Here is a 25,260-nt window from a genome sequence, read left to right as displayed (position 1 = left end):
CGTCGCAACGTGGTGCCGGCTAGCGTTGCAGTTGCCTCGACATCTCGGCGAGCGGCATGGCGAGGATGGAGTTCAAGATCCGGCTTTCGCCTGCATCGGGCTGGGCCTCCGCCACGACTTGCTCGTACACCTCCCGCTTGGCACGCTGCAGCGTTGCCAGCAGCGCGTCCAGTTCGGCCGCCGCTGCGCTTGCCGCCAGGCCCAGTTCCATGCCCGCCTGAATCACGTCCTCACGGCGTATGTCACGGAAATGACGAGCGCTGCCGATGGGCATGGTCAGTTCGGAGTCCGGCCAGAACGGGTCGTTGTTGCGGTAGGCGACGGTGTCATAGACCACGGTGCTGACCAGGTCGTAGAAGGGCGCCAGCGTATAGCCCCTGGGCTCGCAGAAGAAGGACAGATTCTTCATGTGCGCGTCGCCATTGCCGATCAGCACATTGAACGCGATCCACCGAAATAGCGCCAGCGGCGACGCGGTGCGTTGCAAGGTCAGCGCGATCAGTTGTTTCAGGGTCTGCGTCGAGCTTTGCGCGTACTTGAGGACGCGGCTCTTTCCCCGTATTTGCATGCCATCAATGACATGACGTCGCCAAATCCGGCCGTCGCTGCTGCGGCGGTCGAATCGTGACACTGCAAAAACGGGCGCCGGCACACGAAAAAAGGAAGTCGCAGGAACTGGCAGACCTGCACGTGCGGCGAGCCGCATGCAATAGAACTCGTTGATGGCGGTGTGGCGCCACGTCTCGGACCGCGAATCCGGCTTCAGGAGATGCGTGGACGGTTCCGCGCCTGCCGGCTCCCAGATGGACCAGTGTCCCGGCCCATCCTCCAGAATGGCGGCGAGCTTGTGCTGCGCGCCCGCTACCGACATGTGCTTGGGGGCGTTCGCATCGACGTATACGATCGACCACCTTATGGCGTCTCCTCTCAAAAAATGGGAATAACAGGTGCGATCGACTACGTTAGCGGGTTTTCGACCGCGAAACGGCGATAACAGATACGATCGGCTACGTTATGCGTGCGCGTTATGCCGAAGGTGCCGCGAACCACTGCCACAGCGGCCCCGCCATCAGATACGCGCCCAGCACCACCAGCACCCCGAACGCCACCCGCCGCGTCGCCTCGGCCGACAGCGGCGGCGGGAAGCGCCGTGCCGCGATCGTGCTCAGCGCGACCACCGGGAAGGCCAGCGCGGCCTGCAGCCACACGTCGCTGGCCAGTTCGCCTTGCCAGGCGCTGTAGGCGGTTCGCACGGCGGAAGTCGCCGTGAAGACCAGGATCAGCGCGCAGCGGATCTGCACCATGTTCAGCGGCTGACGATAGAACTGGAAGATCAGCGGGGGCCCTGAGACCCCGAACAGGCCGCCGAGCAGTCCGCCGCAGACGCCGCTGACGAAGAAGCTGCCATCGCCGGAGCGGCTGGGCAACGCGGCGGGGCGCAGGGCCGCGCCGATGCCGCCGTACAGCACTACGGCGCCAAGCATCAGTTGCAGCACGCCGGCGGCGGTGCCGCTCAGGTAGTGCAGCAGCACGACCCCGGCCACCACCGACGGCAGGATGCCGAGGGTGGCGGCGCGGACCGCGCGCCAGTCGATATGGTGCAGCTTGCCGGGCAACGCCAGCGCGCCGTTGGCGAGCGTCAGCAGGCTGACCAGCGCGGCCAGCGTGGCGACCGGGGCCAGATGCAGGCCGCTGGCCGCGCCCATCACGATCAGACCCATGCCGAACCCGGTCACGGTCTGGAAGTAGCTGCCGAGGCCCAGCAGGGCCAGTACCGGCAGCAAGGTTTCTGGATTCATCGGGACTGCGCAGCTCCCGACGGGGTCGTGGCGGCAGGCAGCTCGATCGGCAGCGTCATCTGTGCGTCGGCATCGCCCGCTTCGATGTCCGCGGCCTGCGCCTGCACCACGGTCACTGCGATCACATGGAAGATGTCGTCCGCGCTGCAGCCGCGCGACAGATCGTTGGCGGGGCGCCGCAGACCTTGCAGCATCGGCCCGATCGCCACCGCGCCGCCGAGGCGCTCGGCCAGCTTGTAGCCGATATTGCCGGCCTCCAGGCTCGGGAATACCAGCACGTTGGCATGTCCGTGGACCTGCGACGCCGGCAGCTTGCGCTCCGCGATTTCGGCAACGATGGCGGCGTCGAGCTGCACGTCCCCGTCGATGGCCAGTTCCGGCCGCAGCGCGCGCACGCGTTGCGTCGCCGCGGCGACCTTGTCGACGGCGGCATGGTGCGCGCTGCCATTGGTGGAGAACGACAGCATCGCCACGCGCGGCGTCTCCATCAGCAGGCTCCGCGCGCTGTCGGCGGCGGCCATCGCGATCTCGGACAGCGCCTCGGCGTCCGGGTCGATCACCAGGCCGCAGTCGGAGAAGATCAGCCCGCCCTTGAGCGAGTGGAACGGCTCGCAGAACATCATCAGGAAGAAGCTCGACACCAGCCGGAAGGACGGCGCGATGCCGATGATCTGGATCGCGTGGCGCACCACGTCGGCGGTGGTATGGACCGCGCCGGCCACCGAGCCGTCGGCATCGCCGGCGCGCACCATCAGATTGGCAAAGCACAGCGGCGCGAGCACGTCGCGCTGCGCCTGCTCGGGCGTCATGCCCTTGGGCTGACGCAGCGCCAGCCATTGCTGCGCATAGCCGTCGCGCAGCCGAGAGCTGGCGGGGTCGACCACTTCCATGCCGTGCAGCGCGATGCCGTGCCGCTCCGCAGCTTTGGCGATGCATCCGGCATCGCCGATCAGGACGATGCGGGCGATGCCTTCCTGCGTGGCGCGCTGCGCGGCCTGCAGCACGCGCGGATCCTCCGCCTCGCACAGCACGATGCGCCGGGGGGACGAGCGGGCGCGCTCGATGATGCGGTGGATCGCTTTCATGGTGGTGTGGAAAATGGGATGAAACGTACCGAAAACAGGGATTTGACCGAAGGATAGGGCGGCCGCCATCAACGGTCAATAGAAATCTCGTTAAACGGTACGGAGCGTGCACTAAAACGAGACAAGGCGGGCCGTCATGGTGCGAGGCCGGCACGGAAACGAACCTCCGAAGGGTCCAATCGGCTTCGTTCGCCGCTGCCTGCAGGCTTGGACCCACGATTGCCGCCCAGTGGCACTATGGCCGGCGCCGAGCGCTGCCTACGATAGCGCTACCCAACGCGCAAGGCGTTGGCCGCCGATTGCCACCAGCAGGTGGCGACGGACGATAGAAGGACGCGACAGCCGTCCGCTGCAAGGAGACATTGGCATGCGACCTGCTTCCTGTCTTCCCCTCCTCGAGTAGGCACCTCGCCGGTGCCTGGATTCTTCCGTGCCGCCCGCTATCGCGGCACGCAACCTGTCTTTCTTGAGGAATACGACCATGCGTTGGATCGAGCGTTGGAGCAAGCAGCTAGCAACGGGCGCAGTGCTGGCCGCCGCCGTGCAGACGGGCGCGCTGGCACAGGCGAAGGAAGTGGTGATCGCCTACCAGGACATGGTGGTGCCATGGCGCCATGTGCAGGACGCCAAGGAGATCGAGAAGCAGACCGGCTACAAGGTGTCGTTCCGTCAGTTCTCCGGCGGCGGCGACGTGATCCGCGCGATGGCGTCGGGAAAGATCGCCATCGGCGAGGCCGGCACCTCGCCCATTGCTTCGGCGCTGTCGCAGGGGCTGGATGTCGAACTGTTCTGGATCCTCGATGACATCAACGCCGCCGAGGCGATGGTCGTGCGCAACGGCACCCGCATCGAGAGCGTCGGCGATCTGAAGGGCAAGCGCATCGGCGTGCCGTTCGTCTCGACGACGCACTATCACACGCTGGTTGCGCTGGAGCAGGCCAAGGTCGATCCGAAGCAGGTCCGCATCATGAACATGCGGCCGCCGGAAGTCGCCGCCGCCTGGCAGCGCGGCGACATCGATGCCACCTTCATCTGGGACCCGGTGCTCGCGCGGATCAAGCCGACCGGCAAGGTGCTGCTGACCTCGGGACAGATCGCCCAATCCACCGGCAAGGCAACCTTCGACGGCATGATCGTCAGCAAGAAGTTCGCGCGCGAAAACCCGGACTTCATGGTCAAGTTCGTCAGGATCCTGGCGGCCGCCGACGACAACTATCGCAAGAACAAGGCCGCGTGGACCGCGGAGTCGCCGATGGTGAAGGCCGTTGCCAAGGTGTCGGGCGCCAAGCCGGAGGACGTGCCGGGCAGCATGTCGCTGTACGCCTTTCCCACGCTGGAAGAACAGGCCTCCGCGCGCTGGCTCGGTGGCGGCGCCGCCAAGGCGCTGCAATCGGCGGCACAGTTCCTGAAGGAGCAGGGCACGATCCAGACCGTGCTGCCGGACTACTCGACCGGCGTCAACGCCGAGTGGGTCAAGCGGGCGATGCAGTGAGCCGCCATTCGTCCGACCAGCCAGTGATTCGCCAACCAGCCCACAGGAATAGGGAACCGAGATGGCCAAACTCGAAATCGACAACCTCAGCGTCAACTATGGCGGCGCCGGCGGGGCGCAGACGCTCGCGCTGTCCCAGGTCAATCTGACCATGGAGCGTGGCGACTTCGTCGTCGCGCTTGGGGCCTCCGGCTGCGGCAAGACCACGCTGCTGTCCTGCATCGCCGGCTTCATGCAGCCTTCCGAAGGCGAGATCCGGCTCGACGGCCGCGCCGTCAACGGCCCCGGCGCCGAGCGCGGCGTGGTGTTCCAGAAGCATGCGTTGATGCCATGGCTCAACGTCGCCGACAACGTCGCGCTCGGTTTGCGCATGCGCGGCGTCGGCCGCGCCGAGCGGCTCGCCATCGCGCGCGAGAAGCTGGCGCTGGTGGGGCTGGAGCACGTCGCCGACAAGCCGGTTTATCAGCTGTCGGGCGGCATGCAGCAGCGCGTCGGCATTGCGCGCGCGCTGGCCAACGATCCGGCGGTGATGCTGATGGACGAACCGCTGGGCGCGCTCGACGCGCTGACGCGCGAATCGATCCAGGCGCTGATCCTGCAGTTGTGGGCGCGCGAGCAGAAGATCGTTTTCTTCATCACCCACAGCGTCGAGGAGGCGCTGTTTCTTGCCACGCGGCTGATCGTGATGACGCCTTCGCCGGGCCGCATTGCCCATACCTACGAGCTTCCCTATGCGCGCCGCTATATCGAATGCGGCGATGCGCGCGCCGTCAAAGCCGATCCCGATTTCATTCGCCATCGCGAAGAAATCGTCGACCTGATCCATGCCACGCCACAAGGATAAGCCGATGCCTGCCACCGTTCAGAGCCTGTCGGGCGCGCCGCGCGCGCCGGGCGCCATCGTTGCCAACGAGATCGCGTCGACCTCGGCGCCCGCGGTTGCCGCGCCGGCTGCGTCAGCGGCCCCGGGCGGTCCCGCTACGCCCGCCCGCAAGGTGCGCGCGGTATCCGGCTACCGGATGCCCGGCGAGGGCTCCAGTTCGCGCATCTCCGCGGCGACCGTGGTGTCGCTGCTGGTGCTGTGGTGGGTGGCCAGCCACTTGGGCTGGCTGCCGCCGCTGTTCCTGCCGACGCCGGAGTCGATCGGCGCTGCCTTTGTCGATGCGTGGAATGGAAACGTGCAGGGCGGCCTGCCGCTGCTCGACCATTTCTGGGCCAGCATGGTGCGCGTGTTCGGCGCCTTCGCGCTGGCCGCGCTGACCGCGGTGCCGATCGGCGTGCTGATGGGCGTGTCCCGCATCGCCCGCGGCGTGTTCGATCCGCCGATCGAGTTCTACCGGCCGCTGCCGCCGCTGGCGTATCTGCCGCTGATCGTGATCTGGTTCGGCATCGACGAGACCTCGAAGATCCTGTTGATCTTCCTTGCCTGCTTCGCGCCGATGGCGATGTCCGCGCGCGCCGGCGTGCGTTCGGTGACGATCGAGCAGATCAATGCGGCCTATTCGATGGGCGCCACGCCGTGGCAGGTGATCCGCCATGTGGTGTTGCCCGCCGCGTTGCCCGATATCCTGACCGGCATGCGGATCGCGATCGGCTTCGGCTGGACCACGCTGGTCGCGGCCGAAATGGTGGCCGCCACCGCGGGCCTCGGTCAGATGGTGCTCAACGCCTCGAACTTCCTGCGTACCGATGTGGTGGTGATGGGCATCGTGCTGATCGGCCTGATCGCCTATGGCTTCGATCTGCTGATGCGTGGCGTGGAGAAGTGGCTGGTGCCGTGGAAGGGAAGGGTTTGATGGCTGAGGCCGGACCCCGGTGCTCTGCTGCCCTCTCCCGCGGGCGGGAGAGGGCACACCACCGCGCCAACCTCAGAACGTCGAGGCCAGATCCGCGGCCGCCTGCTGCAGCCGCGGCACGAATTCCAGCGAACGCGATAGCGGCGAGCGAACCGTCGGCGCGTGGACGGCGAGCGCGGCGACTACCTGGCCGCGCTCGTCGCGCACCGGCACCGCGACGCAGCTGATACCCGCCACGAACTCCTCGTTGTCGACGCCGATCTGCTTGTGGGCGCAGCGGTCCAGCTCCGCCTCGAGCAGTTCGACATCGGTGATGGTGTTCTGCGTGAAGCGTTCCAGTGGCAGTTGCCGCAGCAGCAGCGACAGCAGCAGCTTGCCGCTGGCCGAGCAGTGCAGCGGCACATGCGAGCCCGGCTTCAGATCGAGCCGCAGCGGCCAGGGCGCTTCCATCCGGTCCAGATAGAGCACGGCGCTCTCGTGCAGCATGGTCAGGTTGACGGTCTCGCGAATATCCTCGACCAGCCGCGACAGGATCGCGTGGCGCAGCTGGCGGGTACCGGAATGGGTGACGATGGCCACGCCGAGGCGGGCCAGCCGCGGTCCGACCGCATAGGCGTTGCGTGCCCCAGGTTCGCGGATCACCAGGCCGCCGGATTCCAGTGCGCCGAGCATTCGGTGCAGCGAGGCTTTCGGCGCCTCGAAACCCTGCATGATCTCCGCCAGCGTCAGCGGCCTGTCGGCGGCGACCAGGAATTCGAGCAGCGCGAAGGCCCGCAGCGTCGGCGTGTCGCCGCGATCGTTGGCCGCTTCGCTGGGCGGTGGGGAAGGCGGCACTGGCGCGGGCCGCGCGGCAGCCTTGGCCGCGACGGCCGGGACGGCCTTGGCGGCCCCGCGCGCCCGCGGAGAGGCCTTCGCAGCGGTGGTGACGGTTTTCAAAGCGATTCCTCCGTTCCGGAAAACGAGACAGGGCGATTGTACTTCCGGATGGATTGCCGGTGCCACGACGGGGCGGGCGCGGGTCGACGGCAGGCCAACGGCAGGCCCGGCAGAGGCGCCTATGGAACCCCTGGTTCCGCATTTTTGCGCTCAGGGTCATAACACTTTTGACTGTCGAAATTCACCATTTCGGTGCTAAAGTCGCGCTCCGACTCAAGAAAATCGACAGAGACAGCCGTGAGCCTTCCGACCCTCGAAGCCTTCCTTGCCGGCGTGGCCCGGCGCGATCCTGACCAGCCCGAGTTCCAGCAGGCGGTCAAGGAAGTGATGATGACCCTGTGGCCGTTCGTCGAGCGCAATCCGCGCTACGCCGACCAGGCCCTGCTGGAACGGCTGGTCGAACCCGAGCGCGTGATCCAGTTCCGCGTGGCATGGACCGACGACCAGGGCAAGGTGCAGGTCAACCGCGCCTTCCGCGTGCAGCACAGCTCGGCCATCGGCCCCTACAAGGGCGGCATGCGCTTCCATCCGACCGTCAATCTGTCGGTGCTCAAGTTCCTCGGCTTCGAACAGACCTTCAAGAACGCGCTGACCACGCTGCCGATGGGCGGTGGCAAGGGCGGTTCGGATTTCGATCCCAAGGGCAAGTCGGACGGCGAGGTGATGCGCTTCTGCCAGGCGCTGATGACGGAGCTGTATCGCCATCTGGGCGCGGACACCGATGTACCGGCCGGCGACATCGGCGTGGGCGGACGCGAGGTGGGCTTCATGGCGGGCATGATGAAGAAGCTGTCGAACCAGTCGGCCTGCGTCTTCACCGGCAAGGGACTGGCCTTCGGCGGCAGCCTGATGCGTCCCGAGGCGACCGGCTACGGCACCGTCTATTTCGCGCAGGAGATGCTGCACCGTACCGGCCGGGACTTCGAGGGCCAGCGCGTGCTGATCTCGGGCTCCGGCAACGTCGCGCAATACGCCGCGCAGAAGGCGATCGAACTGGGCGCCAAGGTGCTGACCGTGTCGGATTCGGGCGGCGTGCTGCACTATCCCGACGGCATGAACGACGCGCAGTTGGCCGAGCTGATGGCCTTCAAGAACGAAGAGCGCGGCCGTCTGTCGGAATTCGCCGAGCGGCAAGGGCTGCGATTCGAAGCGGGCCGCACGCCGTGGCATGTGCCGGCCGATATCGCGCTGCCGTGCGCGACGCAGAACGAGCTCGATGGCGAGGATGCGAAGCGGTTGCTGGCCAACGGCGTGTTCTGCGTGGCCGAGGGCGCCAACATGCCTTCGACGCTGGAGGCGGTGGACCATTTCCTGGCCGCGCGCATCCTGTATGCACCGGGCAAGGCCAGCAATGCCGGCGGGGTCGCGACCTCGGGGCTGGAGATGTCGCAGAACGCGATGCGGCTGTCGTGGCATCACGCCGAGGTCGACGCCAAGCTGCACTTCATCATGAAGGACATCCACCAGAACTGCATCCACCACGGACGCAAGGACGACGGCTACATCAACTATGTCGAGGGCGCCAATATCGCCGGCTTCGTCAAGGTAGCCGACGCCATGCTGGCGCAGGGCGTCATCTGACGATGCCGAGCGTCCGGACGGTCGGGACGGTCGGGGCGGTCAGGATGGTCAATGGGGACACGCGAGCGATGTAGCTTCTTACCCGTGTAGCCGCAACGGCGCTTGCGGCGTGGCAATTCTGCAACTCCGTGTAAGAACGCATCACTGCCACCTTCGATACCGCACCGCACAGCGGGCCTTCGGGCCCGCTTTCTTTTTGTCAGTCGGCGTCGGCCGACGGCGCCTGCGCCGGAATGGCTCTTGCATCTTGCTGCTGGCGCGGCCGGCATAGCGTCACCAGCGGCAGCGCAAGTCCGAAGGCGACATAGACCAGCGCCAGCGACCACGGCGAGAGCCGGCGTTCGAATCCTGGCGTCAGCCGTTTTGGCGTCAGGCGCAGATCGACCACGCAGGCCGCCGCCGCGACTGCCAGGCCGGCCAGTATCGCCGCCGCGGGCCGCTGGCGCTTCGGCGAGCGGCCCACCCAGGCTTCGTAGAACGCGGCCCAGAATACCGACATCGCATGATGGATCACGTATCCCACCGCGGTATAGCGCCATGCCGGTCCATTGGCATGAATCGCGCGATCGCCCCAGACCCAGTGGCTGACTGCATTGACCGGCGCCAGCGTGTTGCGGCAATCGAAATGGCCGCCGCAGGCCAGGGCGATGGTGGACAGGACGCTGGCGCTGGTGCCGGAGACCAGGCTGCGGCCGACGAAATCCTGGATGGCGCTCATGTCGGTTCCTCGGAACGGGATGCGGCGACCGGCGGCACCGCGCGTCCCACGGTGCTGCTGACCGGCGCCAGCGGGTTTATCGGCACCGCGATTGCGGCGGCGCTGGCACGGGCCGGCTGCCGGGTTCTCTGCGGCGTGCGCGATCCGGCGAAGGCCGCGCGCGACCTCGGCTCATGCGAATTCCGTGCCGTCGATTTCGCCGCGCTGACCGAAGCGCAGGCATGGCTGCCTCTGCTCGACGGCGTCGACGTGGTCGTCAACGCGGTCGGCATCTTCGCCGAGCGCGGCACGCAGACCTTCGAGTTGCTGCATCGGCGCGCGCCGATCGCGCTGTTCGCGGCCTGTGCGCAAGCGGGCGTGCGTGCGGTGATCCAGATCTCGGCCCTGGGCGCCGACGCGCAAGCCACCACCCCCTACCACCTCAGCAAGAAGGCCGCCGACGATTACCTCGCCGGTCTCGCCCTGCCCGCGGCGATCCTGCAGCCGTCGCTGGTCTACGGTCCCGGCGGGGTCAGCGCGAGGATGTTCGGCACGCTGGCCACGATGCCCCTGCTGCTGTTGCCGGACGGCGGCAGGCAGCGCGTGCAGCCGGTCCATCTGGACGATCTGGTGGCCGCGATCGTGCGGCTCGCGACCATGGCCGAAGGCGGCCCCGCAAGCCATCCGGCGATGCGCCCGGACTGGCCGCAGGGCCGTATCCCGGTGGTCGGACCCGCAGCGTTGACGCTGCGCGACTACCTGGCCGAGTTGCGTCACACGCTGGGGCAGCCAGGCGCGCTGCGCGTGCTGCCCGTGCCCGAAGCGCTGGTCCGTGCCGGCTTGCCGCTGATGACGCGCCTGGCGCCCGGGCTGCCGCTGAACGAAGACGCGTTGGCGATGCTCGCGCGCGGCAATACCGGCGACTCCGCGCCGCTGCATCGGCTGCTGGGCCGGCCACCGCGCGCCGTCGACGCGTTCGTGCCGGCGCGGTGGCGGGAGGCCGCGCGCACACAGGCCGTGCTCAGGTGGCAGTTGCCGGTATTGCGCACGGCCGTCGCGCTGGTCTGGATCATCACGGGGATCGTCTCGCTGGGCCTCTATCCGGTCGAGGACAGCTATGCCTTGCTGGCGCGCGCCGGCGTACCGGAGGTGCTGCGGCCGCTTGCGCTGTACGGCGCGGCCGGCCTGGACCTGCTGTTCGGGGTGATGTGCTTCGCCCCCGCGCGCTGGCGCTTCCCCTGGATCTGGGCGGCGCAGGCCGCGCTGATTCTCGGCTACACCGTGATCATCAGCGTGCGGCTGCCCGAGTTCTGGCTGCATCCCTATGGTCCCCTGACCAAGAACCTGCCCATGCTGGCCGTGCTGTGGCTGCTGGGCACGCTGGAGCGCAAGCGATGGACTACATGATCGTCAAATGGATTCACGTGGTCGGCAGCACGCTGCTGTTCGGCACGGGCGTGGGCAGTGCGTTCTACCTTCTGGCTGCCACGCTGACGCGCGACAGCCGCGCGGTCGCGGTGACCTCGCGCCATGTGGTGATCGCGGACTGGCTGTTCACCGCCAGCACGGCGATCCTGCAGCCGGTCACTGGCTACATGCTGATGCGCATCGCCAATTTTTCGTGGGAGCTGGCGTGGCTGCGCGTGTCGATCCTGCTCTATGTGGTCGCCATCGCGTGCTGGCTGCCGGTGGTCTGGCTGCAGATGCGGATGCGCACCGTGTCCGCGGCGGCCGCCGGCGCACAGGCGCCGCTGCCGCCGGCCTACTGGCGGTACTTCCGCTGGTGGTTCGCGCTGGGTGTGCCGGCGCTGTTCAGCTTCCTGGCGATCTTCTATCTGATGATCGCCAAGCCGGCCACGCTGCCGTGAACATCGGCGCACGGCCGCCGGACATCCGCTCGCATCGGCAGCCTTAGGCCGCAGCCTTAGCGCGCGCCGCTCTCGCGCGGGTCGGTACTGGGCTCGCGTGCCTGATCGATGGCGGCACCGCCGCTGCCCTTGCGCTCGCGTCCCTTCAACGGCGCCACCGGCGGCGACGGTGCGGCGCCGGAGGCCTGGGTCCGCGGAGACGGTTCGTCCTTGCCGCCCGGCGCACTGGGGCGCGGATCGCCAAGTTTGCCCAGCCCGCCAGGATTCGATCGAATCCCTTCGCCTTCCCGGGTCGACGGTTGCGTAACGGGTTTGGGCTGACGCGACATCTGACTGCCGCTGCCGCGTTCGGATTCGGTCGGCACATTGGCCGGCTGCGCTGCCGCCGTGGTCGCCCAGGCGGCGCCGAGCGCCAGCAATGCCACGCGCACACCATGTCGATGGAACAACATGATTTCTCTCCTTGCAGACTGATATCGACATGGAAAGCACAAGTCGCGCCAAGGGGCGCTCGTCCTGCAATCTAAAGCGTCGTAACCAAATTTTTACGGTTCGGCAACACTTCGGCAAACACTCCTGATCAGTACCGGCAATCGCGGTCGGTGCACAACACCGCTACGGTGTGGCGGTTCGATCCACCTCTTCGTCAGGAGCCATCATGGCGGGCACTCCTTCCGTCCTTTCGTCCGTCGTCGTCGACACCCGTCCGCCGCCAGAAGGGGGCGCCGTTTATCGAGCTAACCGAGTAACGATCGCCGTGCAAGCTGGCGGACGCTCCGCCCGCGTTCAATGCCACGATCCGCGCTCGACACCATTGTCGCCACGGCCTTCCCGCGATGGGATTACCGGCGCATGGGGAGCGGTGGTTTCCTTTTTCAGTCGACGCCATCGGCCGGCAGCGCTGAAGCGGTGTGCCAGTTCCGAATTGCGAACCGGCGCGGAGAAGCGCCGTCCCGATGGCGATACATGCTTGATGGCAAGAGACAACTCCACGCTGGTCGTAGCGAAGTTCGCGCCACCGTTGTCATTGCTGGACCTCCCGCCTGAATTGCTGTGCGAGGTGCTGGCCCGCGTTCCAGCCGGCGACCGATATTTCCTGTTCAATGGTTCGCCGCTGTCCGCCACATGCACGTCCTTTCATCGGGCGTTCAACACGATATCGGCGATGCCTCAATACCGCGAAGAAGATGCCATTGCCCGGCGCATCGCAGGGATGCGCGGGTCCGATCAGGTCTTGTCGACTACAGACGCCCTGGCCATGCTGCGGCCGCCCATACGCGAATGGGCCATTAAAGCGATCATCTCCATGTTGCGCGCAATGACGGCCGATGGCAGGCAGTCTCTGGTTGTCGACGCGCTCGCCCGAGCGCGGCAGCATTCGGTATCGTGGGCCCTGGAGTTGATGCGCTCCTTTGCCCGCTGGATTCCGCATACCGACACCGCATCGCTCGACATGCTGACCGAGTCCGCTCTCCAGCTGGTACCGAGCAATGACGAAAGCCGTTTCGCCAGATCACGCGTTCTCGCACAGCTGGCGCAAAGAATCGACCCTGACGATCTGCCAGGATCGGTCCGACGATGGCAAACCATTTACCAGGCAATGCCGGCCGATGCGTGCGACGAGGACTATGTAGCGTTGCGCGCCTTGCGCCAAGGGCTGAGCCACCTGTGCAACGATCTCCATGCCGCATTCACGATCGGCGAACCCACGGATCTGCTGATCAGCCTGCTCTTCCGCCTGAGCAAGACCAGTGGGCCGGGGTCGGATCCGTACATGACAGCCTGCAGCGACGAAGAACTCGACTATCTGCCGCCGCCACCTCCAATCGACGGCATGCCGGGCGACGAGGCTCGGCGCGCGCTTCGTGGCGTCACGGCCAAGGTCGTACCGAGCGCCGATCGTTTGCCTGCCCACATCATCTAGCCTCCGGCCAGCAAGCGATGATTCGTCGGCCCATGCGCCGGCCGCCAAGGCTCGGACATCGCCGGCACTGGAGAACCGCAGTTCACTGGAGGAGACCATGCCGATCGATGCGTATGGTTCTGTCGTTCGCGAGAATGCAACACAGGCCTTCGATTCGGGAGCGCTTTGCGCGAATCGCGCTCCGAAAGCCGTACCGGACGACATCGCGGTGCGGCCATCGCAAAAACTGATGCAGCCCATGCAGGTCACGGCTTCGAGCGTGGACCAGACGGTTCGAGAGCGGGGACCGTTTTGCAATGCAGGCAGCCAGCAATGGCCACCTCATTTCTGGACACATGCCAGGTTGCCACAAGCGAGGGGATGGCACCTGCTCAATGAAGTGACATACGCGATGTGGGCGGGGGCGACGAGCGGTCGAACTGCACTCCAGGTGGGTCCGTTTGTCGCCGACAAGTTCGATACCCTTTCCATCACTTCCCTTGTCCCCGCCACGAGCGAAGCGGGCGTCGCAGGCGGCGTCTTCACCATACTCGAAGCCGCGGGAACGCTGCACCTGACATGGAAAGCCGGCCGAAAGAAGTTCGAGCTGGATGAATGCAAACGAGAGCATGCACAGGGTCATGCGCGGTTCCTGCAAGGCGATGCCCAATGCGAGGCTCGGATAGCGTGGCTGCTTGCCAGGAAGCGGGAGCTGGAAGCCCATTTGAGAAATTGGCAGGTGGACGAGGCTAGCCATCCACTGCCGCAGAGTGCGCATGCTACGGATGCCAACGCCTTGCCAAGGAAACTCCTCGACGCCAGGTTCGAACTGCGAGACACCAATATTGCGCTCGAGAAACTGGCGCTGGGCCTGATCGCGGATATCGAGCACTACATCCTGTATGAGCAGGCAGCGAACGAGCTGGCTCAAGCCAATGACAATGTCCATACGCTTGGTATGGCTGCCGCACGCGACGTCGTGATTCAGTTGGGCGGCACCGGATGCAACGTGGCATCGGCTGTCAGCAGGGCTGGCGTCGCCGGAGTCCATCTCGCCACGGTTGGCGTCGCCGGTGGGGCGTTCAGCGTGGCGATGGGAGTCCTTCATATGGCCGCCGGTTTGCTCGCATGGCATCAGTCCGCGCGCCGACTCGACGATATTCAGTCAGCTCGCGGCCGGGCAGCAGAGTGGCGGACACCGGAGCGCCGGCGACAGCGCGTGTCCGCCATCGCAGATTCGCTCCACGAGGCCCGACACAGCGTTGCGGCATCATCTGCTGCCAATCGCCCCGCGCAGGTGCCGGGACCGCAATCGGCGGAGCGCGCACAACAAGCGGAATCGGATAAACGCGCGGACATCCAGCGCGCCAACGAGTTGGTCGACATTCTGATGCACCACCGCGACAAGGCGTTTGACGTCATCGAAACCGCGGAGCGGCAGAAGATCCGGTGGGCCAAAGTCCGCGTGATATACGGTGCGGTTTCCGTCGCGATCGGTATTGGCGCGATCCTGGCCACGACCGCATTCGGCGTGATTGCCCCGGTCGGCATCATCGTCGGTGCGGTCGCGTTGCTCGTCGGCACCGTCTGGCTGGTCACGGCCTGTATTCGGATCTACAAGGACAGGCGCGCGGCTCGCGCGCAATTGGCGTGGGACGCCCAGGCTCTTGCGCAAGCGCAGCACATCGTCGATGCACAACGCGAGGGCACCGTCGAAGAGATGCGGAACAACAAATACCTGACCATCGATGTCTTGCTCCGCGCCCTGTTCGACGGTGAGCGGCCCGTCGCAAGACGCGCGCTGTGGGAAATCCTGATCGGGCTGGAAATGGATCGCGCCTTGCTGCGGGCATTGGAGCTGCAATTGTCGGTGCGGCTCGATGAAGTCTATGAAGATGACCGCAAGACAATGATGGAAAGGATGCGGTGTTGTGCCTCTGCCACCGATGAGGCTGCGCTGAAGACGCTGCTCGAGGGTATGAGCCTGCGGAGTGACGACGCGGTGCTCGGACGCCTGCGGCGGCTGTTCCAGGACTTCATCGAAGGCAAGACGACGATGCGTCTGGAGTACGAGCGGCGCGCGGGGTTCTTCTCTTGTCTGGCGGGAAGTCTGCCTGCATGGCGTCGAAAGAAGCGTGGAGTGGGCGGATCTCAGCGGGCACGGCTCGCAATTCCGCCGACGACGCCTTCGGACCCGCAAACTTCGATGCCGGGCTGTCGCGCCGCGGGCCCCGGCCGCTGATGCGGTGGGGCCGGCGCAACGCACTCAGACGTTCGTCCGGAACGGATGATACTGATACAGCCACGTTTCAGACAGCGGCTTGCCGTTCAGACGCAGGAACAGCCGCATGTCGACCGGCTCGTCGCCGTCGACGGTCAGGTCGAACTGCGCGCGCCAGTGGCCCGGCACGCCGTTGGGCACGGCTTCGGTGAAGATGTACGAGAACTTGCCGCGCGAGGACCACAGCACGGCCTCCGGCTTGGTGCCGAACGGCAGATTCTCCAGCGGCGCGCCCTTGAACTCCACCATGAATTTGCGCACGCCGGGCGGGCGCGGCTGGCCGGGCTGCCCGCCATTGCCCATGCGCGTGGCCACGCAGCGGGCCAGCGGCGTGGGATACGGCTCGTCGGCCAGCCAGTGCAGACGGTAGCGCAACCGATAGGCGCTGCCGGCCTTGGCGGGCGCCTTCGGAACCCACATCGCGACGATATTGTCGTGAATCTCGTCGTCGGTCGGGATCTCGATCAACTGCACGGTGCCGGCGCCCCAGCCTTCGCGCGGCTCGACCCACAGGCTGGGCCGGCGCTCGTAGAAGACGCCGTCCTGGTAGTGGTCGAAATTGCGGTCGCGCTGCAGCAGGCCGAAGCCGCGCGGGTTGTCGTCGCCGAACGCCGACGCGATGGTGCGCGGCGGATTGTTCAGCGGGCGCCAGATGCGCTCGCCCGCGCCGGTCCACATCGCCAGCCCGTCGGAGTCGTGCACCTCCGGCCGCCAGTCGACACCGGTGCGCTTGACCGACTCCGAGTACCAGAACATCGAGGTCAGCGGCGCCAGGCCGAGGCGGCCGACGTCCTTGCGCAGGAACAGCGCGCAGTCGACGTCCATCACCACGCCCTTGGCACGCTGCATCGTGAAGCGGTAGGCGCCGGTGACGCTGGGGCCGTCCAGCAGCGCATGCACCGTGACGGTATCGCTGCCGTCGCGCGGGGCCTCGAAGTAGAAGTGGGTGAAGGACGGAAATTCCTCGGGCTTGTCGGGCTGGGCGACATCGACGGCGATGCCGCGCGCCGACAGGCCGTACTGGTAGAGCTCGCCGATCGCACGGAAGTACGAGGCGCCGAGGAAGGCGACCCAGTCGTTCTTGCGCCAGTCGAGCTTCTTCTGGTCGCCCAGCCGGCTTTCCTGGAAGCGGAAGCCGGCGAAGCCGCTGCCGCGCGGCAGCTTGCGCGCCGGGCTGTTGGCCGGCATGTCGAAATACGACTCGTCGTAGACGATCTCGCGCGCAGTGCCGGCGGCCCCTCCACTGGTCTCGACCAGGTGCATCCGTACCGGTACGCGGAAGAAGGTGCCCAGGTGGAAGAAGGTCACGGGGAACTGGCCGGGCCCGTCGGCAAACAGCGCATCGTCGGTGCGATAGCGGATCTTGCCGTGTTCCTCGTAGTCGATCCGGGCCAGGATGTCGGCCGGCGGCGATGGCGGCGCGACATACGGCCGGCTTGCCATGGTGCGGGCCAGTTCGACCAGGCCCTCGTGGGTAAAGGGCTGGCCCTTGGCCAGTTTGATGCGGCCAGCGGCCAGCGCGGAAGCGGGAATGCCCAGTGCGGCGAGCGCAGCAGTGGCGGCGGCGGAGACCAGCACGGTCCGTCGGTTCATTTTCGGCATGCGGAGAATCGGCGCCTTGCGGCTTCAATGAAGTTGCAGAAAAGACGCCCGCTGGCGCAAAAAGTTCGACGGCTCTGTGGGGAGCCGGACACCGCGGGCACGACAGAACGGAGCATGGTACCGCATGGCCCAGGCGCACTCGCCACTTGCCGGCATGCAAATAGAGGTTGTGATTCCGCGCTTGTGAAATATAGTATGTGATATATCAATAAATCTATATCCACCAACAAAGGCACGGGAGACAGCAATCATGAAGGTATGTATCTACGGCGCGGGGGCCATCGGCGGCTATATCGGCGCACAACTGGCCGGGGCAGGCGTCGACGTCAGCTTCGTCGCGCGGGGGCCGCATCTGGCGGCGATGCAGGCGAACGGCGTCAAGCTGCTGATCGAAGGGGAGGAGCGGGTGCGGAGGGTACGCTGCACCTCCGATCCACGCGAACTCGGGCAGCAGGACTACGTGTTCATCACGCTCAAGGCCCATTCGGTGCCCGGCGTGGTCGATCTGGTGCAGCCGCTGCTGGGGCCGGACACGGCGATCATCACCGGCGTCAACGGCATTCCCTATTGGTACTTCTATCGGCACGGCGGCGAGTTCGCCGGCACTACGCTGCAGAGCGTCGATCCGGGCGGCAGGCAATGGAACGGATTCGGCCCCGAGCGGGCGATCGGCTGCGTGCTGTATCCCGCGGCAGAGATCGCCGCGCCCGGCGTGATCCGCCATGTCTATGGCAAGAAATTCCCGCTGGGCGAACCCGACGGCACGCGGTCGGAACGCGTGATGCGGCTCAGCGAGGCGATGATCGCCGCCGATCTGGAGGCGCCGGTGCGCGAGGACATCCGCAACGAGATCTGGCTCAAGCTGTGGGGCAATCTGTGCTTCAACCCGATCAGCGCGCTGACGCATGCGACGCTGGACGTCATCACGTCGGACCCGGGCACGCGCGCGCTGTCGCGCCAGATGATGCTCGAGGCCAAGGCGATCGCCGAACGCTTCGGCGTGCATTTCCGCGTCGATGTCGAGCGGCGGATCGACGGCGCGGGTGCCGTGGGGGCGCACAAGACCTCGATGCTGCAGGACCTGGAGGCGGGCAGGGCGATGGAGATCGACCCGCTGCTGACGGTCGTGCAGGAGATGGGCCGGCTGGTTGGCCAGCCCACGCCGATGATCGACGCGGTGCTGTCGCTGATCAAGCAGCGCGAGCGGATGGCTCAGGCGGCGTGATCGCAGAGGAGGCGCAGGCCGTGGCTCGGGCGGGGGCGGCATCGGCGCGACGGGTCGGTTGCGCCGCGGCCACGCCGCCCGCCATGCCGCAACAACGCCGCTACATCGAAGTGGCGGTGCACGCGTTCTGATATACCATATACAAAAATCGAAAGAGCGATCCCATGTCCGTGCAACGTCAAGCCGAGATGTCCGCCACTGCCACAGAAGCGCCTCCCCCGGGTCTGGCGCTGTCCCTGCAGCCGATCAACGCCGGCGCGAGTCTGCGCGACCAGGCCTACGCGATGCTGCGGCAGGCGATCGCCGATGCCGACATCTACCAGTCGCGCGAAGAGATCCGTCTGGACGAGCGGGTCCTGAGCGAAGCGCTGGGCGTCAGCCGTACGCCGATCCGCGAGGCGATGACGCTGCTGGAGCAGGAGGGCTTCCTGCGCACGGTGCCGCGCCGCGGCATCTACATCATGCGCAAGACCAAGCGCGAGATCGTCGAGATGATCCAGATGTGGGCCGCGCTGGAGAGCATGGCCGCACGCCTGGCGACGCTGCATGCCACCGACGAGGAAATCTCGCAGCTGCGGCACATGTTCGACAACTTCCGCGATACCACGCCGGCCGAGCATATCGAGGAATACTCGGACGCCAATATCGCGTTCCATCAGGCGATCGTGCAGCTGTCGAAGTCGCAGATCATCATGGACACGATCAAGAACATCTTCATCCACGTCCGTGCGATCCGGAAGATGACGATCTCGCAGAGCGACCGCGCCGCGCGCTCGATCGTCGACCATCTGCGCATCATCGAGGCGCTGGAACGGCGCGATACGGAACTGGCGGAACGGCTGGTGCGGCAGCATTCGCTGGACCTGGCCGACTACGTCGAGAAGAACTGCGATTTTCTCGACTGACGGCTGCCCGCGGCATGCTGCGCAAACATCGAAGGCCGGCTCGCCGGCCTTTTTCATGCTTGATGTCCCCGCCTTATGCCCGAGCCATATGCCCGCGTCTTATGCCCGAGCCTGCGTCGCCCGCACGAACTCCGACGCCGATTCCAGCAGCCATTCCCGCACCCGCGACATCGCGTCGCTGACCGGCTGCATCTCGGGATAAACGAGGTAGTACCCGCCCGATGACGGCATCGCCAACGGCACGGGCATCACCAGCTCCCCTTCCTTCAGATAGCGCTCCACCAGGAAGCGCGGCACCAGCCCGATGCCGAGCTTTGCGCGCGCGGCGGCGATCACCATGCTGTGGTGGTCGTAGCGCGTGCCGCGCATCGCATTGACGTCCTCGACCCCTGCCAGGCGCATCCATTGTTCCCACTCGAACTGGCGCGTCGACAGATGCAGCAGCTCGGCCCCCGCGATATCGGCCGGGCGGATGCGTTTGCGGCCGCCGAAATAATCGGGATGGCAGACCGGCACTGACTCCTCCGGAAACAGCGGATCGGCGCGCGCGCCCGGATAGTGCGGCTCGCCGAAATGAACCGCGGCGTCGAAGTCGGTCCCGTCGAACAGGAACACATCGGAGCGCGCGGTCAGGTTCAGCACCACCTGCGGATGGCGCGCGTAGAACTCGGGCAGCCGGGGAATCAGCCATTCGACCGCCAGCGTCGGCAGGCAGGCGAGCTCGACGATGCCGCCGCTGCCCTCGTGAGCCATGATGTCCAGCGTATCGCGCTGCAGCTTGCGCAGCGTCTCGCGGACCTGCCGGCTGTACAGCTTGCCGGCCGGCGTCAGCGTCAGGCGCTGATTGACGCGATGAAACAGCTGCACGCCGAGCTGGCTCTCCAGCGTGGCGATCTGCCGCGACACGGCGCTTTCGGTGACGTAGAGATCGGCCGCCGCGCGGCGCAGATTCAGATGCGAGGCGGCGGCCTCGAAGGCGCGAAGACTGGACAGGCTGGGAACGCGAAAAGCCATTGGCGCGGAGGTTGGAACGTAAGTGGGACGTGGGTGAGACGTGGGTGAGTTGTGGGTTGACGAGTTGATGCGTTTTTCTCATCAGCCCCGGCAAATTTTTCGCTTGAGCACGGTTCGGCGATGAGAAAGAATCGGCGCCGTAGCAAAACCCAAAGCCAATACCAACACCAATACCAACACAGCAAGAGCCCCGGAGGAGACCGCATGCCACCGATGAACCCGTTCCGCATTGTTGCCGCCATCGCGGCAGCCGCGCTGACCGTGCCGATGACCGCAGCCGTTGCGCAGGCGCAGGAATTTCCGAACAAGGCGGTCCGCATCGTCGTACCGTACCCGCCGGGCGGGACGACCGATATGGTAACCCGGCTGATCGGCGATCAATTGTCGAAGGTCTGGGGCCAACCGGTCATCGTCGATAACCGTCCCGGTGCCGGCGGCATCGTCGGCACCAGCCTGGCGGCGAAGGCGCCGGCCGACGGCTATACGCTGCTGATGGGCTCGGTCGGCGAGTTCGCGATCAATCCGACGCTGTACCGCAAGCTGGCCTACGACGTCGCCGATTTCGCCCCGGTGTCGCTGGTCGCCCGCGTGCCAAACGTGCTGGTGATGTCGCCGTCGTTCGCGGAGCGCTCCAAGGTGATGTCCGTGCCCGATTTCGTCGCCTACGTGAAGGCCAATCCGAAGAAGGTCAACATGGCTTCGGCCGGCAACGGCACCTCGACCCATCTGGCCGGCGAGCTGTTCCAGCGCATGACCCAGACCGAGATGAGCCACGTCCCCTACAAGGGCAGCAGCCCGGCGATCTCCGACATGATGGCCGGCAACGTCGACGTGATGTTCGACAACCTGCCCGCCTCGCTCGAATTCATTCGCGCCGGCAAGCTGCGGCCGCTGGCGGTGACCTCGGCGCAGCGTTCGCCCGCCCTGCAGGACGTGCCGACGGTAGCCGCGGCCGGTCCGGTGCCGGGCTTCGACGCGACGCCGTGGTTCGGCCTGTTCGCGCCGAAGGGCGTACCCCCTGCGGTGGCCGAGAAGATCGCCAAGGACCTGGCGGTCGCGCTGAACGACGCCAGGATCCTCGGCCGCATGCGCAATATCGGCGCCGAGCCCGCCTTCAACACGCCGAGCCAGTTCGCCGAGCTGGTCAAGCGCGACCGCGAGAAGTGGGGCGAGGTCGTCAGGCAGTCCGGCGCGACCATCGATTGATTTCCGTCTGCGGCGGCCTGCATGGCGGGCCGCCGTTCCTTTTGCAGGACCGGCGCTGCGGCCCCTGCGATCCGTTTCCCAAGCCATCGTCTTCAGAGTCTCCATGTCCGATCACATCCTCTCTCTGGTGTCCGCCTGCGTGGGCGCGACCAAGGCCGCCAAGCTGCTGTCGCTGATCGAAACGCCCGCCGGTCTGCCCGCGGGCGCCGCTGGCCAGCCCAGCCGCGCCGAAATCGCGCACGCGCTGAACGTCGTGCTGTTCGACGGCATCCTGACGCGCGTGCCGACCGGCCGCGAGTACACCGAGGATGTGGCCGCCGCCGGCGGCAAGGTCAATTTCGATCATGGCGCGCTGCGCACGGTGGCCTGGCAGGCCAACGGCCAGTTGCCCCCGGGAGAGGCCGCCTTCACGCGCTTCCTGCGGCCGCTGGGCTATCGCCTGAACGGCACCTATCCGCTCGACCGCATCGGCATGACCGGCCGCTCGTATGCGCACGAGGACGCGCCGGACGGCATCGCACAATTCTTCGTCAGCGAATTCCACCCGGAGCGCTTCAGCGCCGAGCTGCAGGCCGCGGTCACCCGCGTGGTGTCGACCTCGGTCGACCCGCTGCGTCCGGACACGGTGGCGCTGCTGTGGAAGCTCGATCGCGACCGCACGCTGCCGCTGGACGAGGCCGTCCACGTGATTCGCAACCTCACCGCCTGCTTCGAGCGCCATCACGCCACGCCGCGGCTGGAGGACTACCAGCGCATCCTGCAGGAATCGGCGGAGATGGCGTGGATCGCCACCGAAGGCAATGCCTTCAACCATGCGACCGACCGCGTCGAGGACGTGTTTGCGCTGAGCGACCAGCAGCGCGCGCTCGGCCGACCGATCAAGGAGAAGGTCGAGGTCTCCGGCAGCGGCCGCGTCAAGCAGACCGCGTTCCGTGCCGATCCGGTGATGCGCGAGTTCGTCGGCGCCGCGGGCGAGATCGTGATGCGCGAGGTGCCGGGCTCGTTCTACGAGTTCATCACGCGCGACCGCTATGCCGATGGCGGCAGCCAGAACAAGCTGGACCTGGGCTTCGACGCCTCCAACGCGCAGGGCATCTTCAAGATGACCGCGGCCACGGTCTGAGGCTGCGCAGATGTCGTCCAGCAAGGAGCTGATCGGATATCTGTCGCAGGCCCATCCGGACCTGGACGTGCTGACCGAAGCCACTGACCGCGCCGGCTACGAGACCGGCGCCCGCTACGGCGCAGGCACCGCCGCGGCGGTGGTGCGGCCGGCCACGCGCGAGCAGGTGCAGGCCGTGGTGGCTGCCGCGCAGCGCTTCGGCGTGCGGCTGGTCGTGCAGGGCGCCAACACCGGTCTGGTCGGGGCGTCGACGCCCGATGCCGGCGGCGAGCAGGTCGTGCTGAGCACCGCGCGCCTGAAGGGCGCCATCACGGTCGACCCGCTGAACCAGTCGGTGACCGTCGGCGCCGGCGTGCTGCTCAGCGAGCTCAATACCCGGCTCGCGCAGGACGGCCTGTTCTTTCCGGTGGACCTGGGTGCCGACCCGACCATCGGCGGCATGATCGCCGCCAACACCGGCGGCGCGCGGCTGCTGAAGTACGGCGACGTCCGCCAGAACCTGCTGGGCGTCGAAGCGGTGCTGGCCGAGCCCGCAGGCGCGCTGCTCGACCTGAACCGGGCGCTGCGCAAGAACAATGTCGGCTTCGATTTCAAGCAGCTGTTCGTCGGCACCGGCGGCGCCTTCGGCGTGGTCACCGCGGCGACCCTGCGGGTCTATCCGCTGCCGGCGCAGACTGCCACCGCGCTGCTGGTCCCCACCGGCGTGGCCGAACTCGAGGCGCTGCTGCTGGCATTGAACGCGGAACTGGGCGATTTCCTGTCGTCGTGCGAGGGCATTTCGCGCGAAGCGGCGCAGGCCGTGGTGCGCCATCTGGACGATGTCGAAGACCCCTTCGCCGAGATGGAAGGGGCCGACTACGCGATGCTGGTCGAGCTGTCGTCGACGATGCCGAGCCGCGCCGGCGGGCTCGACCTCGAGGCGCTGCTGATGGACTTCCTGGAGCGCCACTACGGCACGCTGATCGGCAACGCCGTGGTCGGCAAGCCGGAGGCGCTCTGGTGCCTGCGCCATTCGATCACCGAGTCGATCCGTCACGAAGGCAAGATCATCGCGCTGGACCTGTCGGTGCCGCGCTCGCGTTTTCCTGCCTTCCGCGCCGAGGCGCGCGCGCTGATCGCGGCGCGCTGGCCGTGGCTGCGGATCTACGACTTCGGCCATCTCGGCGACGGCGGCGTTCACCTGAACATGGTCTGGCCGCTGCAGGACGCGCCGGCATTCGACGAGGCGGTGGCGGGCGAGGTCCGGGCCGAGCTGTACCGGCTGACCGTGGAACGCTTCGAAGGCAGCTTCAGCGCGGAACACGGCATCGGTCCGTACAACGAACGCTTCTATCGCGATTTCACCGCGGACGCCGTGCTCGACCACGTCGGCGCGATGCAGTCGCGGCTAGATCCGCGCCGCACGTTGAGCCGCCTGTGGCTCGGCAACGGCGAATGACCAGCCAGGACAAATGACCAGCCAGGACACGCCCATGTTCCCCTTTGCCTCGGCTTTCCAGCAGCCGGTCGGCTCGCCGATCCGCGAGCTGTTCCAGTACCTGTCGCGTCCGGGCATGATCTCGTTCGCCGGCGGCTATCCGGCCGCCTCGACCTTCGACACCGCGGCGATCGGCCAGTGCATGGCCGAGGCACTGGCCAGCCATCCGGCCGAATGCCTGCAATACGGTGCCACCGAAGGCGTGCCGGCGCTGCGCGAGGCGCTGAGCCGGCAGATGGCGCAGGCCGGTGCGCCGACGCCTGCCGAACGGATTCTGGTGACCTCCGGCTCGCAGCAGGGCTTCGACTTCCTGGTGCGCGCCTTCGTCGAACCCGGCGTGCCGGTGATCGTCGAGGCGCCGACCTATCCGGCCGCGATCCAGGCGCTGCGCCTGGCCGGCGCCCGGCTGGTGCCGGTGCCGGCCGACGCCGAAGGCATCGATACCGCCGCGCTCGAGCAATGCCTGCGTGAGTGCGCACCGGCCGAGCGGCCGCGGCTGATCTATCTGGTGCCGACCTTCGCCAATCCGACCGGCGCGACGTTGTCGGTGCGGTGGCGCCAGGAGGTATTGCGGCTCGCGGCGCAATACGAACTGCTGGTGATCGAGGACGACCCATACGGCTGCCTCGCGTTCGACGGCGCGCCGCCGGCCACGCTGCTGGCGATGGCCAATGGCGAACCGTCGCTGCGGGATCGCATCATTTATCTGGGCAGCCTGTCGAAGACCGTGGCCCCCGGCCTGCGGATCGGCTGGATGGCCGCGCATCCCGACGTGGTGCGGCGCGCGGTGCTGGCCAAGCAGGCCTCGGACCTGTGCACGCCGCCGTGGATCCAGCGCGCGATGGCCGCCTATCTGGACGCCGGCCATCTGCGCGGACAGCTCGCGCGCATCGTCGAGGTCTACCGGGACAAGCGCGACGCCATGGTGTCGGCGCTCGATCGCGAGCTCGGCGGCCGGATCCAATATGTGCGGCCCGCTGGCGGCATGTTCGTCTGGGCCTCGCTCCCGGACGGCACCGACTCCGCCGAGCTGCTGCGCGAAGCGATCGAGGAAAACGTGCTGTTCGTCCCCGGCAAGGCCTTCCACGTGGCGTCCGGCCAGCCGTCGCCGGCGCTGCGGCTGTCGTTCGCGACGCCTTCGGTGGCCGAGATCGAAGAGGGCGTACGGCGTCTCGCGCGCGCGTTGGCGCGGGTTTGACGGCCCCGGGCGGGGGCATTCCCGGGTAATATCGCGGGCTTCGCGAGCGCCTCAGGCGGTCCCCCCGTGACC

The 25,260-nt window shown here is 66.9% G+C and carries 22 protein-coding genes; 14 read left to right on the top strand and 8 right to left on the bottom strand.

The genetic code is table 11. The features are described 5' to 3' along the window. Positions 1 to 19: 19 nt before the first annotated feature. The 3 genes from HTY53_RS03780 to pta all read right to left on the bottom strand — a co-directional run bounded on the left by HTY53_RS03780 (position 20) and on the right by pta (position 2,884). A complete protein-coding gene (locus tag HTY53_RS03780) occupies positions 20 to 871 on the bottom strand; it encodes a HipA domain-containing protein (protein ID WP_254599792.1) in 852 nt (283 codons plus the stop codon). 154 nt (positions 872 to 1,025) lie between these two features. After that, entirely contained in the window at positions 1,026 to 1,799 is a 774-nt protein-coding gene (locus HTY53_RS03775) for a TSUP family transporter (protein WP_174105140.1), read from the bottom strand. Then, positions 1,796 to 2,884 (bottom strand): phosphate acetyltransferase, encoded by a 1,089-nt coding sequence (gene pta / locus HTY53_RS03770; protein WP_174105139.1) that lies wholly within the window; start codon positions 2,882 to 2,884, stop codon positions 1,796 to 1,798. Before pta ends, HTY53_RS03775 begins: the two co-directional genes overlap by 4 nt. 481 nt (positions 2,885 to 3,365) lie before the next feature. Here pta and tauA point away from each other — a divergent pair, with 481 nt between their 5' ends. From tauA to HTY53_RS03755, 3 genes are all read left to right on the top strand, one after another. Next, positions 3,366 to 4,376, top strand: coding sequence for a taurine ABC transporter substrate-binding protein (gene tauA / locus HTY53_RS03765; protein WP_174105138.1), 1,011 nt, complete (start codon positions 3,366 to 3,368; stop codon positions 4,374 to 4,376). 61 nt (positions 4,377 to 4,437) lie between these two features. Beyond that, positions 4,438 to 5,220, top strand: coding sequence for a taurine ABC transporter ATP-binding protein (locus HTY53_RS03760; RefSeq protein WP_174105137.1), 783 nt, complete (start codon positions 4,438 to 4,440; stop codon positions 5,218 to 5,220). Positions 5,221 to 5,224: 4 nt separating this feature from the next. After that, positions 5,225 to 6,172, top strand: a complete 948-nt coding sequence (locus tag HTY53_RS03755) for an ABC transporter permease (RefSeq protein WP_217435490.1) — start codon at positions 5,225 to 5,227, stop codon at positions 6,170 to 6,172. Between the two features lie 72 nt (positions 6,173 to 6,244). On the opposite strand, the gene HTY53_RS03750 is transcribed toward HTY53_RS03755, so the two are convergent. Further along, positions 6,245 to 7,006 carry an IclR family transcriptional regulator gene (locus HTY53_RS03750; protein ID WP_174105311.1) on the bottom strand — a complete coding sequence of 254 codons (762 nt, stop codon included), beginning with the start codon at positions 7,004 to 7,006 and terminating at the stop codon, positions 6,245 to 6,247. A gap of 339 nt (positions 7,007 to 7,345) precedes the next feature. On the opposite strand from HTY53_RS03750, the gene gdhA reads away from it, so the two are divergent. Next, positions 7,346 to 8,689: an NADP-specific glutamate dehydrogenase gene (gene gdhA / locus HTY53_RS03745; RefSeq protein WP_174105136.1), complete on the top strand. Its 1,344-nt coding sequence runs from the start codon at positions 7,346 to 7,348 to the stop codon at positions 8,687 to 8,689. Positions 8,690 to 8,888: 199 nt separating this feature from the next. Here gdhA and HTY53_RS03740 read toward each other — a convergent pair whose 3' ends face one another. Continuing rightward, positions 8,889 to 9,407: a hypothetical protein gene (locus HTY53_RS03740; RefSeq protein WP_174105135.1), complete on the bottom strand. Its 519-nt coding sequence runs from the start codon at positions 9,405 to 9,407 to the stop codon at positions 8,889 to 8,891. 51 nt (positions 9,408 to 9,458) lie between these two features. Here HTY53_RS03740 and HTY53_RS03735 point away from each other — a divergent pair, with 51 nt between their 5' ends. Together HTY53_RS03735 and HTY53_RS03730 are read left to right on the top strand one after the other, a co-directional pair. After that, complete coding sequence (locus HTY53_RS03735) at positions 9,459 to 10,793, top strand: SDR family oxidoreductase (protein WP_368040898.1); 1,335 nt, start codon at positions 9,459 to 9,461, stop codon at positions 10,791 to 10,793. Continuing rightward, positions 10,781 to 11,254 carry a DUF2269 family protein gene (locus HTY53_RS03730; protein ID WP_174105133.1) on the top strand — a complete coding sequence of 158 codons (474 nt, stop codon included), beginning with the start codon at positions 10,781 to 10,783 and terminating at the stop codon, positions 11,252 to 11,254. Before HTY53_RS03735 ends, HTY53_RS03730 begins: the two co-directional genes overlap by 13 nt. Positions 11,255 to 11,310: 56 nt before the next feature. Here HTY53_RS03730 and HTY53_RS03725 read toward each other — a convergent pair whose 3' ends face one another. Further along, entirely contained in the window at positions 11,311 to 11,706 is a 396-nt protein-coding gene (locus HTY53_RS03725; protein ID WP_174105132.1) for a hypothetical protein, read from the bottom strand. Positions 11,707 to 11,912: 206 nt separating this feature from the next. Between HTY53_RS03725 and HTY53_RS03720 the strand changes: the two genes are divergently transcribed. Both HTY53_RS03720 and HTY53_RS03715 read left to right on the top strand, forming a co-directional pair. Then, positions 11,913 to 13,178 carry a hypothetical protein gene (locus HTY53_RS03720; protein ID WP_174105131.1) on the top strand — a complete coding sequence of 422 codons (1,266 nt, stop codon included), beginning with the start codon at positions 11,913 to 11,915 and terminating at the stop codon, positions 13,176 to 13,178. A gap of 97 nt (positions 13,179 to 13,275) precedes the next feature. Next, positions 13,276 to 15,399 (top strand): hypothetical protein, encoded by a 2,124-nt coding sequence (locus HTY53_RS03715; protein ID WP_174105130.1) that lies wholly within the window; start codon positions 13,276 to 13,278, stop codon positions 15,397 to 15,399. A 24-nt stretch (positions 15,400 to 15,423) separates the two neighbouring features. On the opposite strand, the gene HTY53_RS03710 is transcribed toward HTY53_RS03715, so the two are convergent. Next, complete coding sequence (locus HTY53_RS03710; RefSeq protein WP_174105129.1) at positions 15,424 to 17,040, bottom strand: glucan biosynthesis protein; 1,617 nt, start codon at positions 17,038 to 17,040, stop codon at positions 15,424 to 15,426. A 250-nt stretch (positions 17,041 to 17,290) separates the two neighbouring features. Here HTY53_RS03710 and HTY53_RS03705 point away from each other — a divergent pair, with 250 nt between their 5' ends. Beyond that, positions 17,291 to 18,265 carry a 2-dehydropantoate 2-reductase gene (locus HTY53_RS03705; RefSeq protein WP_174105128.1) on the top strand — a complete coding sequence of 325 codons (975 nt, stop codon included), beginning with the start codon at positions 17,291 to 17,293 and terminating at the stop codon, positions 18,263 to 18,265. Between the two features lie 188 nt (positions 18,266 to 18,453). Continuing rightward, positions 18,454 to 19,170 (top strand): GntR family transcriptional regulator, encoded by a 717-nt coding sequence (locus HTY53_RS03700; RefSeq protein ID WP_174105310.1) that lies wholly within the window; start codon positions 18,454 to 18,456, stop codon positions 19,168 to 19,170. 99 nt (positions 19,171 to 19,269) lie between these two features. Here HTY53_RS03700 and HTY53_RS03695 read toward each other — a convergent pair whose 3' ends face one another. Beyond that, positions 19,270 to 20,184, bottom strand: coding sequence for a LysR substrate-binding domain-containing protein (locus HTY53_RS03695; RefSeq protein WP_174105127.1), 915 nt, complete (start codon positions 20,182 to 20,184; stop codon positions 19,270 to 19,272). Positions 20,185 to 20,397: 213 nt separating this feature from the next. On the opposite strand from HTY53_RS03695, the gene HTY53_RS03690 reads away from it, so the two are divergent. The 4 genes from HTY53_RS03690 to HTY53_RS03675 all read left to right on the top strand — a co-directional run bounded on the left by HTY53_RS03690 (position 20,398) and on the right by HTY53_RS03675 (position 25,188). After that, complete coding sequence (locus tag HTY53_RS03690; RefSeq protein ID WP_174105309.1) at positions 20,398 to 21,390, top strand: Bug family tripartite tricarboxylate transporter substrate binding protein; 993 nt, start codon at positions 20,398 to 20,400, stop codon at positions 21,388 to 21,390. A gap of 103 nt (positions 21,391 to 21,493) precedes the next feature. Next, on the top strand, positions 21,494 to 22,513 hold the full coding sequence (locus tag HTY53_RS03685; protein ID WP_174105126.1) for a DUF1338 domain-containing protein: 1,020 nt from the start codon (positions 21,494 to 21,496) through the stop codon (positions 22,511 to 22,513). 10 nt (positions 22,514 to 22,523) lie between these two features. Beyond that, positions 22,524 to 23,951: an FAD-binding oxidoreductase gene (locus HTY53_RS03680; protein WP_174105125.1), complete on the top strand. Its 1,428-nt coding sequence runs from the start codon at positions 22,524 to 22,526 to the stop codon at positions 23,949 to 23,951. 34 nt (positions 23,952 to 23,985) lie between these two features. Further along, on the top strand, positions 23,986 to 25,188 hold the full coding sequence (locus HTY53_RS03675) for a PLP-dependent aminotransferase family protein (RefSeq protein WP_254599791.1): 1,203 nt from the start codon (positions 23,986 to 23,988) through the stop codon (positions 25,186 to 25,188). Positions 25,189 to 25,260: the final 72 nt, after the last annotated feature.

Origin of the sequence: Cupriavidus gilardii, from assembly GCF_013314895.1 — a bacterium.
Taxonomy (GTDB): domain Bacteria; phylum Pseudomonadota; class Gammaproteobacteria; order Burkholderiales; family Burkholderiaceae; genus Cupriavidus; species Cupriavidus gilardii_C.
Note: the sequence above shows the minus strand (reverse complement) of the source record. Positions and strands in the feature narration are given on the sequence as shown.

Excerpts from the sequence above, each read along its gene's own strand:
- HTY53_RS03780 (WP_254599792.1), bottom strand. The coding sequence starts at position 871 with ATGTCGGTAGCGGGCGCGCAGCACAAGCTCGCCGCCATTCTGGAGGAT.
- HTY53_RS03775 (WP_174105140.1), bottom strand. The coding sequence starts at position 1,799 with ATGAATCCAGAAACCTTGCTGCCGGTACTGGCCCTGCTGGGCCTCGGC.
- pta (WP_174105139.1), bottom strand. The coding sequence starts at position 2,884 with ATGAAAGCGATCCACCGCATCATCGAGCGCGCCCGCTCGTCCCCCCGG.
- tauA (WP_174105138.1), top strand. The coding sequence starts at position 3,366 with ATGCGTTGGATCGAGCGTTGGAGCAAGCAGCTAGCAACGGGCGCAGTG.
- HTY53_RS03760 (WP_174105137.1), top strand. The coding sequence starts at position 4,438 with ATGGCCAAACTCGAAATCGACAACCTCAGCGTCAACTATGGCGGCGCC.
- HTY53_RS03755 (WP_217435490.1), top strand. The coding sequence starts at position 5,225 with ATGCCTGCCACCGTTCAGAGCCTGTCGGGCGCGCCGCGCGCGCCGGGC.
- HTY53_RS03740 (WP_174105135.1), bottom strand. The coding sequence starts at position 9,407 with ATGAGCGCCATCCAGGATTTCGTCGGCCGCAGCCTGGTCTCCGGCACC.
- HTY53_RS03730 (WP_174105133.1), top strand. The coding sequence starts at position 10,781 with ATGGACTACATGATCGTCAAATGGATTCACGTGGTCGGCAGCACGCTG.
- HTY53_RS03725 (WP_174105132.1), bottom strand. The coding sequence starts at position 11,706 with ATGTTGTTCCATCGACATGGTGTGCGCGTGGCATTGCTGGCGCTCGGC.
- HTY53_RS03720 (WP_174105131.1), top strand. The coding sequence starts at position 11,913 with ATGGCGGGCACTCCTTCCGTCCTTTCGTCCGTCGTCGTCGACACCCGT.
- HTY53_RS03715 (WP_174105130.1), top strand. The coding sequence starts at position 13,276 with ATGCCGATCGATGCGTATGGTTCTGTCGTTCGCGAGAATGCAACACAG.
- HTY53_RS03710 (WP_174105129.1), bottom strand. The coding sequence starts at position 17,040 with ATGCCGAAAATGAACCGACGGACCGTGCTGGTCTCCGCCGCCGCCACT.
- HTY53_RS03705 (WP_174105128.1), top strand. The coding sequence starts at position 17,291 with ATGAAGGTATGTATCTACGGCGCGGGGGCCATCGGCGGCTATATCGGC.
- HTY53_RS03700 (WP_174105310.1), top strand. The coding sequence starts at position 18,454 with ATGTCCGCCACTGCCACAGAAGCGCCTCCCCCGGGTCTGGCGCTGTCC.
- HTY53_RS03695 (WP_174105127.1), bottom strand. The coding sequence starts at position 20,184 with ATGGCTTTTCGCGTTCCCAGCCTGTCCAGTCTTCGCGCCTTCGAGGCC.
- HTY53_RS03690 (WP_174105309.1), top strand. The coding sequence starts at position 20,398 with ATGAACCCGTTCCGCATTGTTGCCGCCATCGCGGCAGCCGCGCTGACC.
- HTY53_RS03685 (WP_174105126.1), top strand. The coding sequence starts at position 21,494 with ATGTCCGATCACATCCTCTCTCTGGTGTCCGCCTGCGTGGGCGCGACC.
- HTY53_RS03680 (WP_174105125.1), top strand. The coding sequence starts at position 22,524 with ATGTCGTCCAGCAAGGAGCTGATCGGATATCTGTCGCAGGCCCATCCG.
- HTY53_RS03675 (WP_254599791.1), top strand. The coding sequence starts at position 23,986 with ATGTTCCCCTTTGCCTCGGCTTTCCAGCAGCCGGTCGGCTCGCCGATC.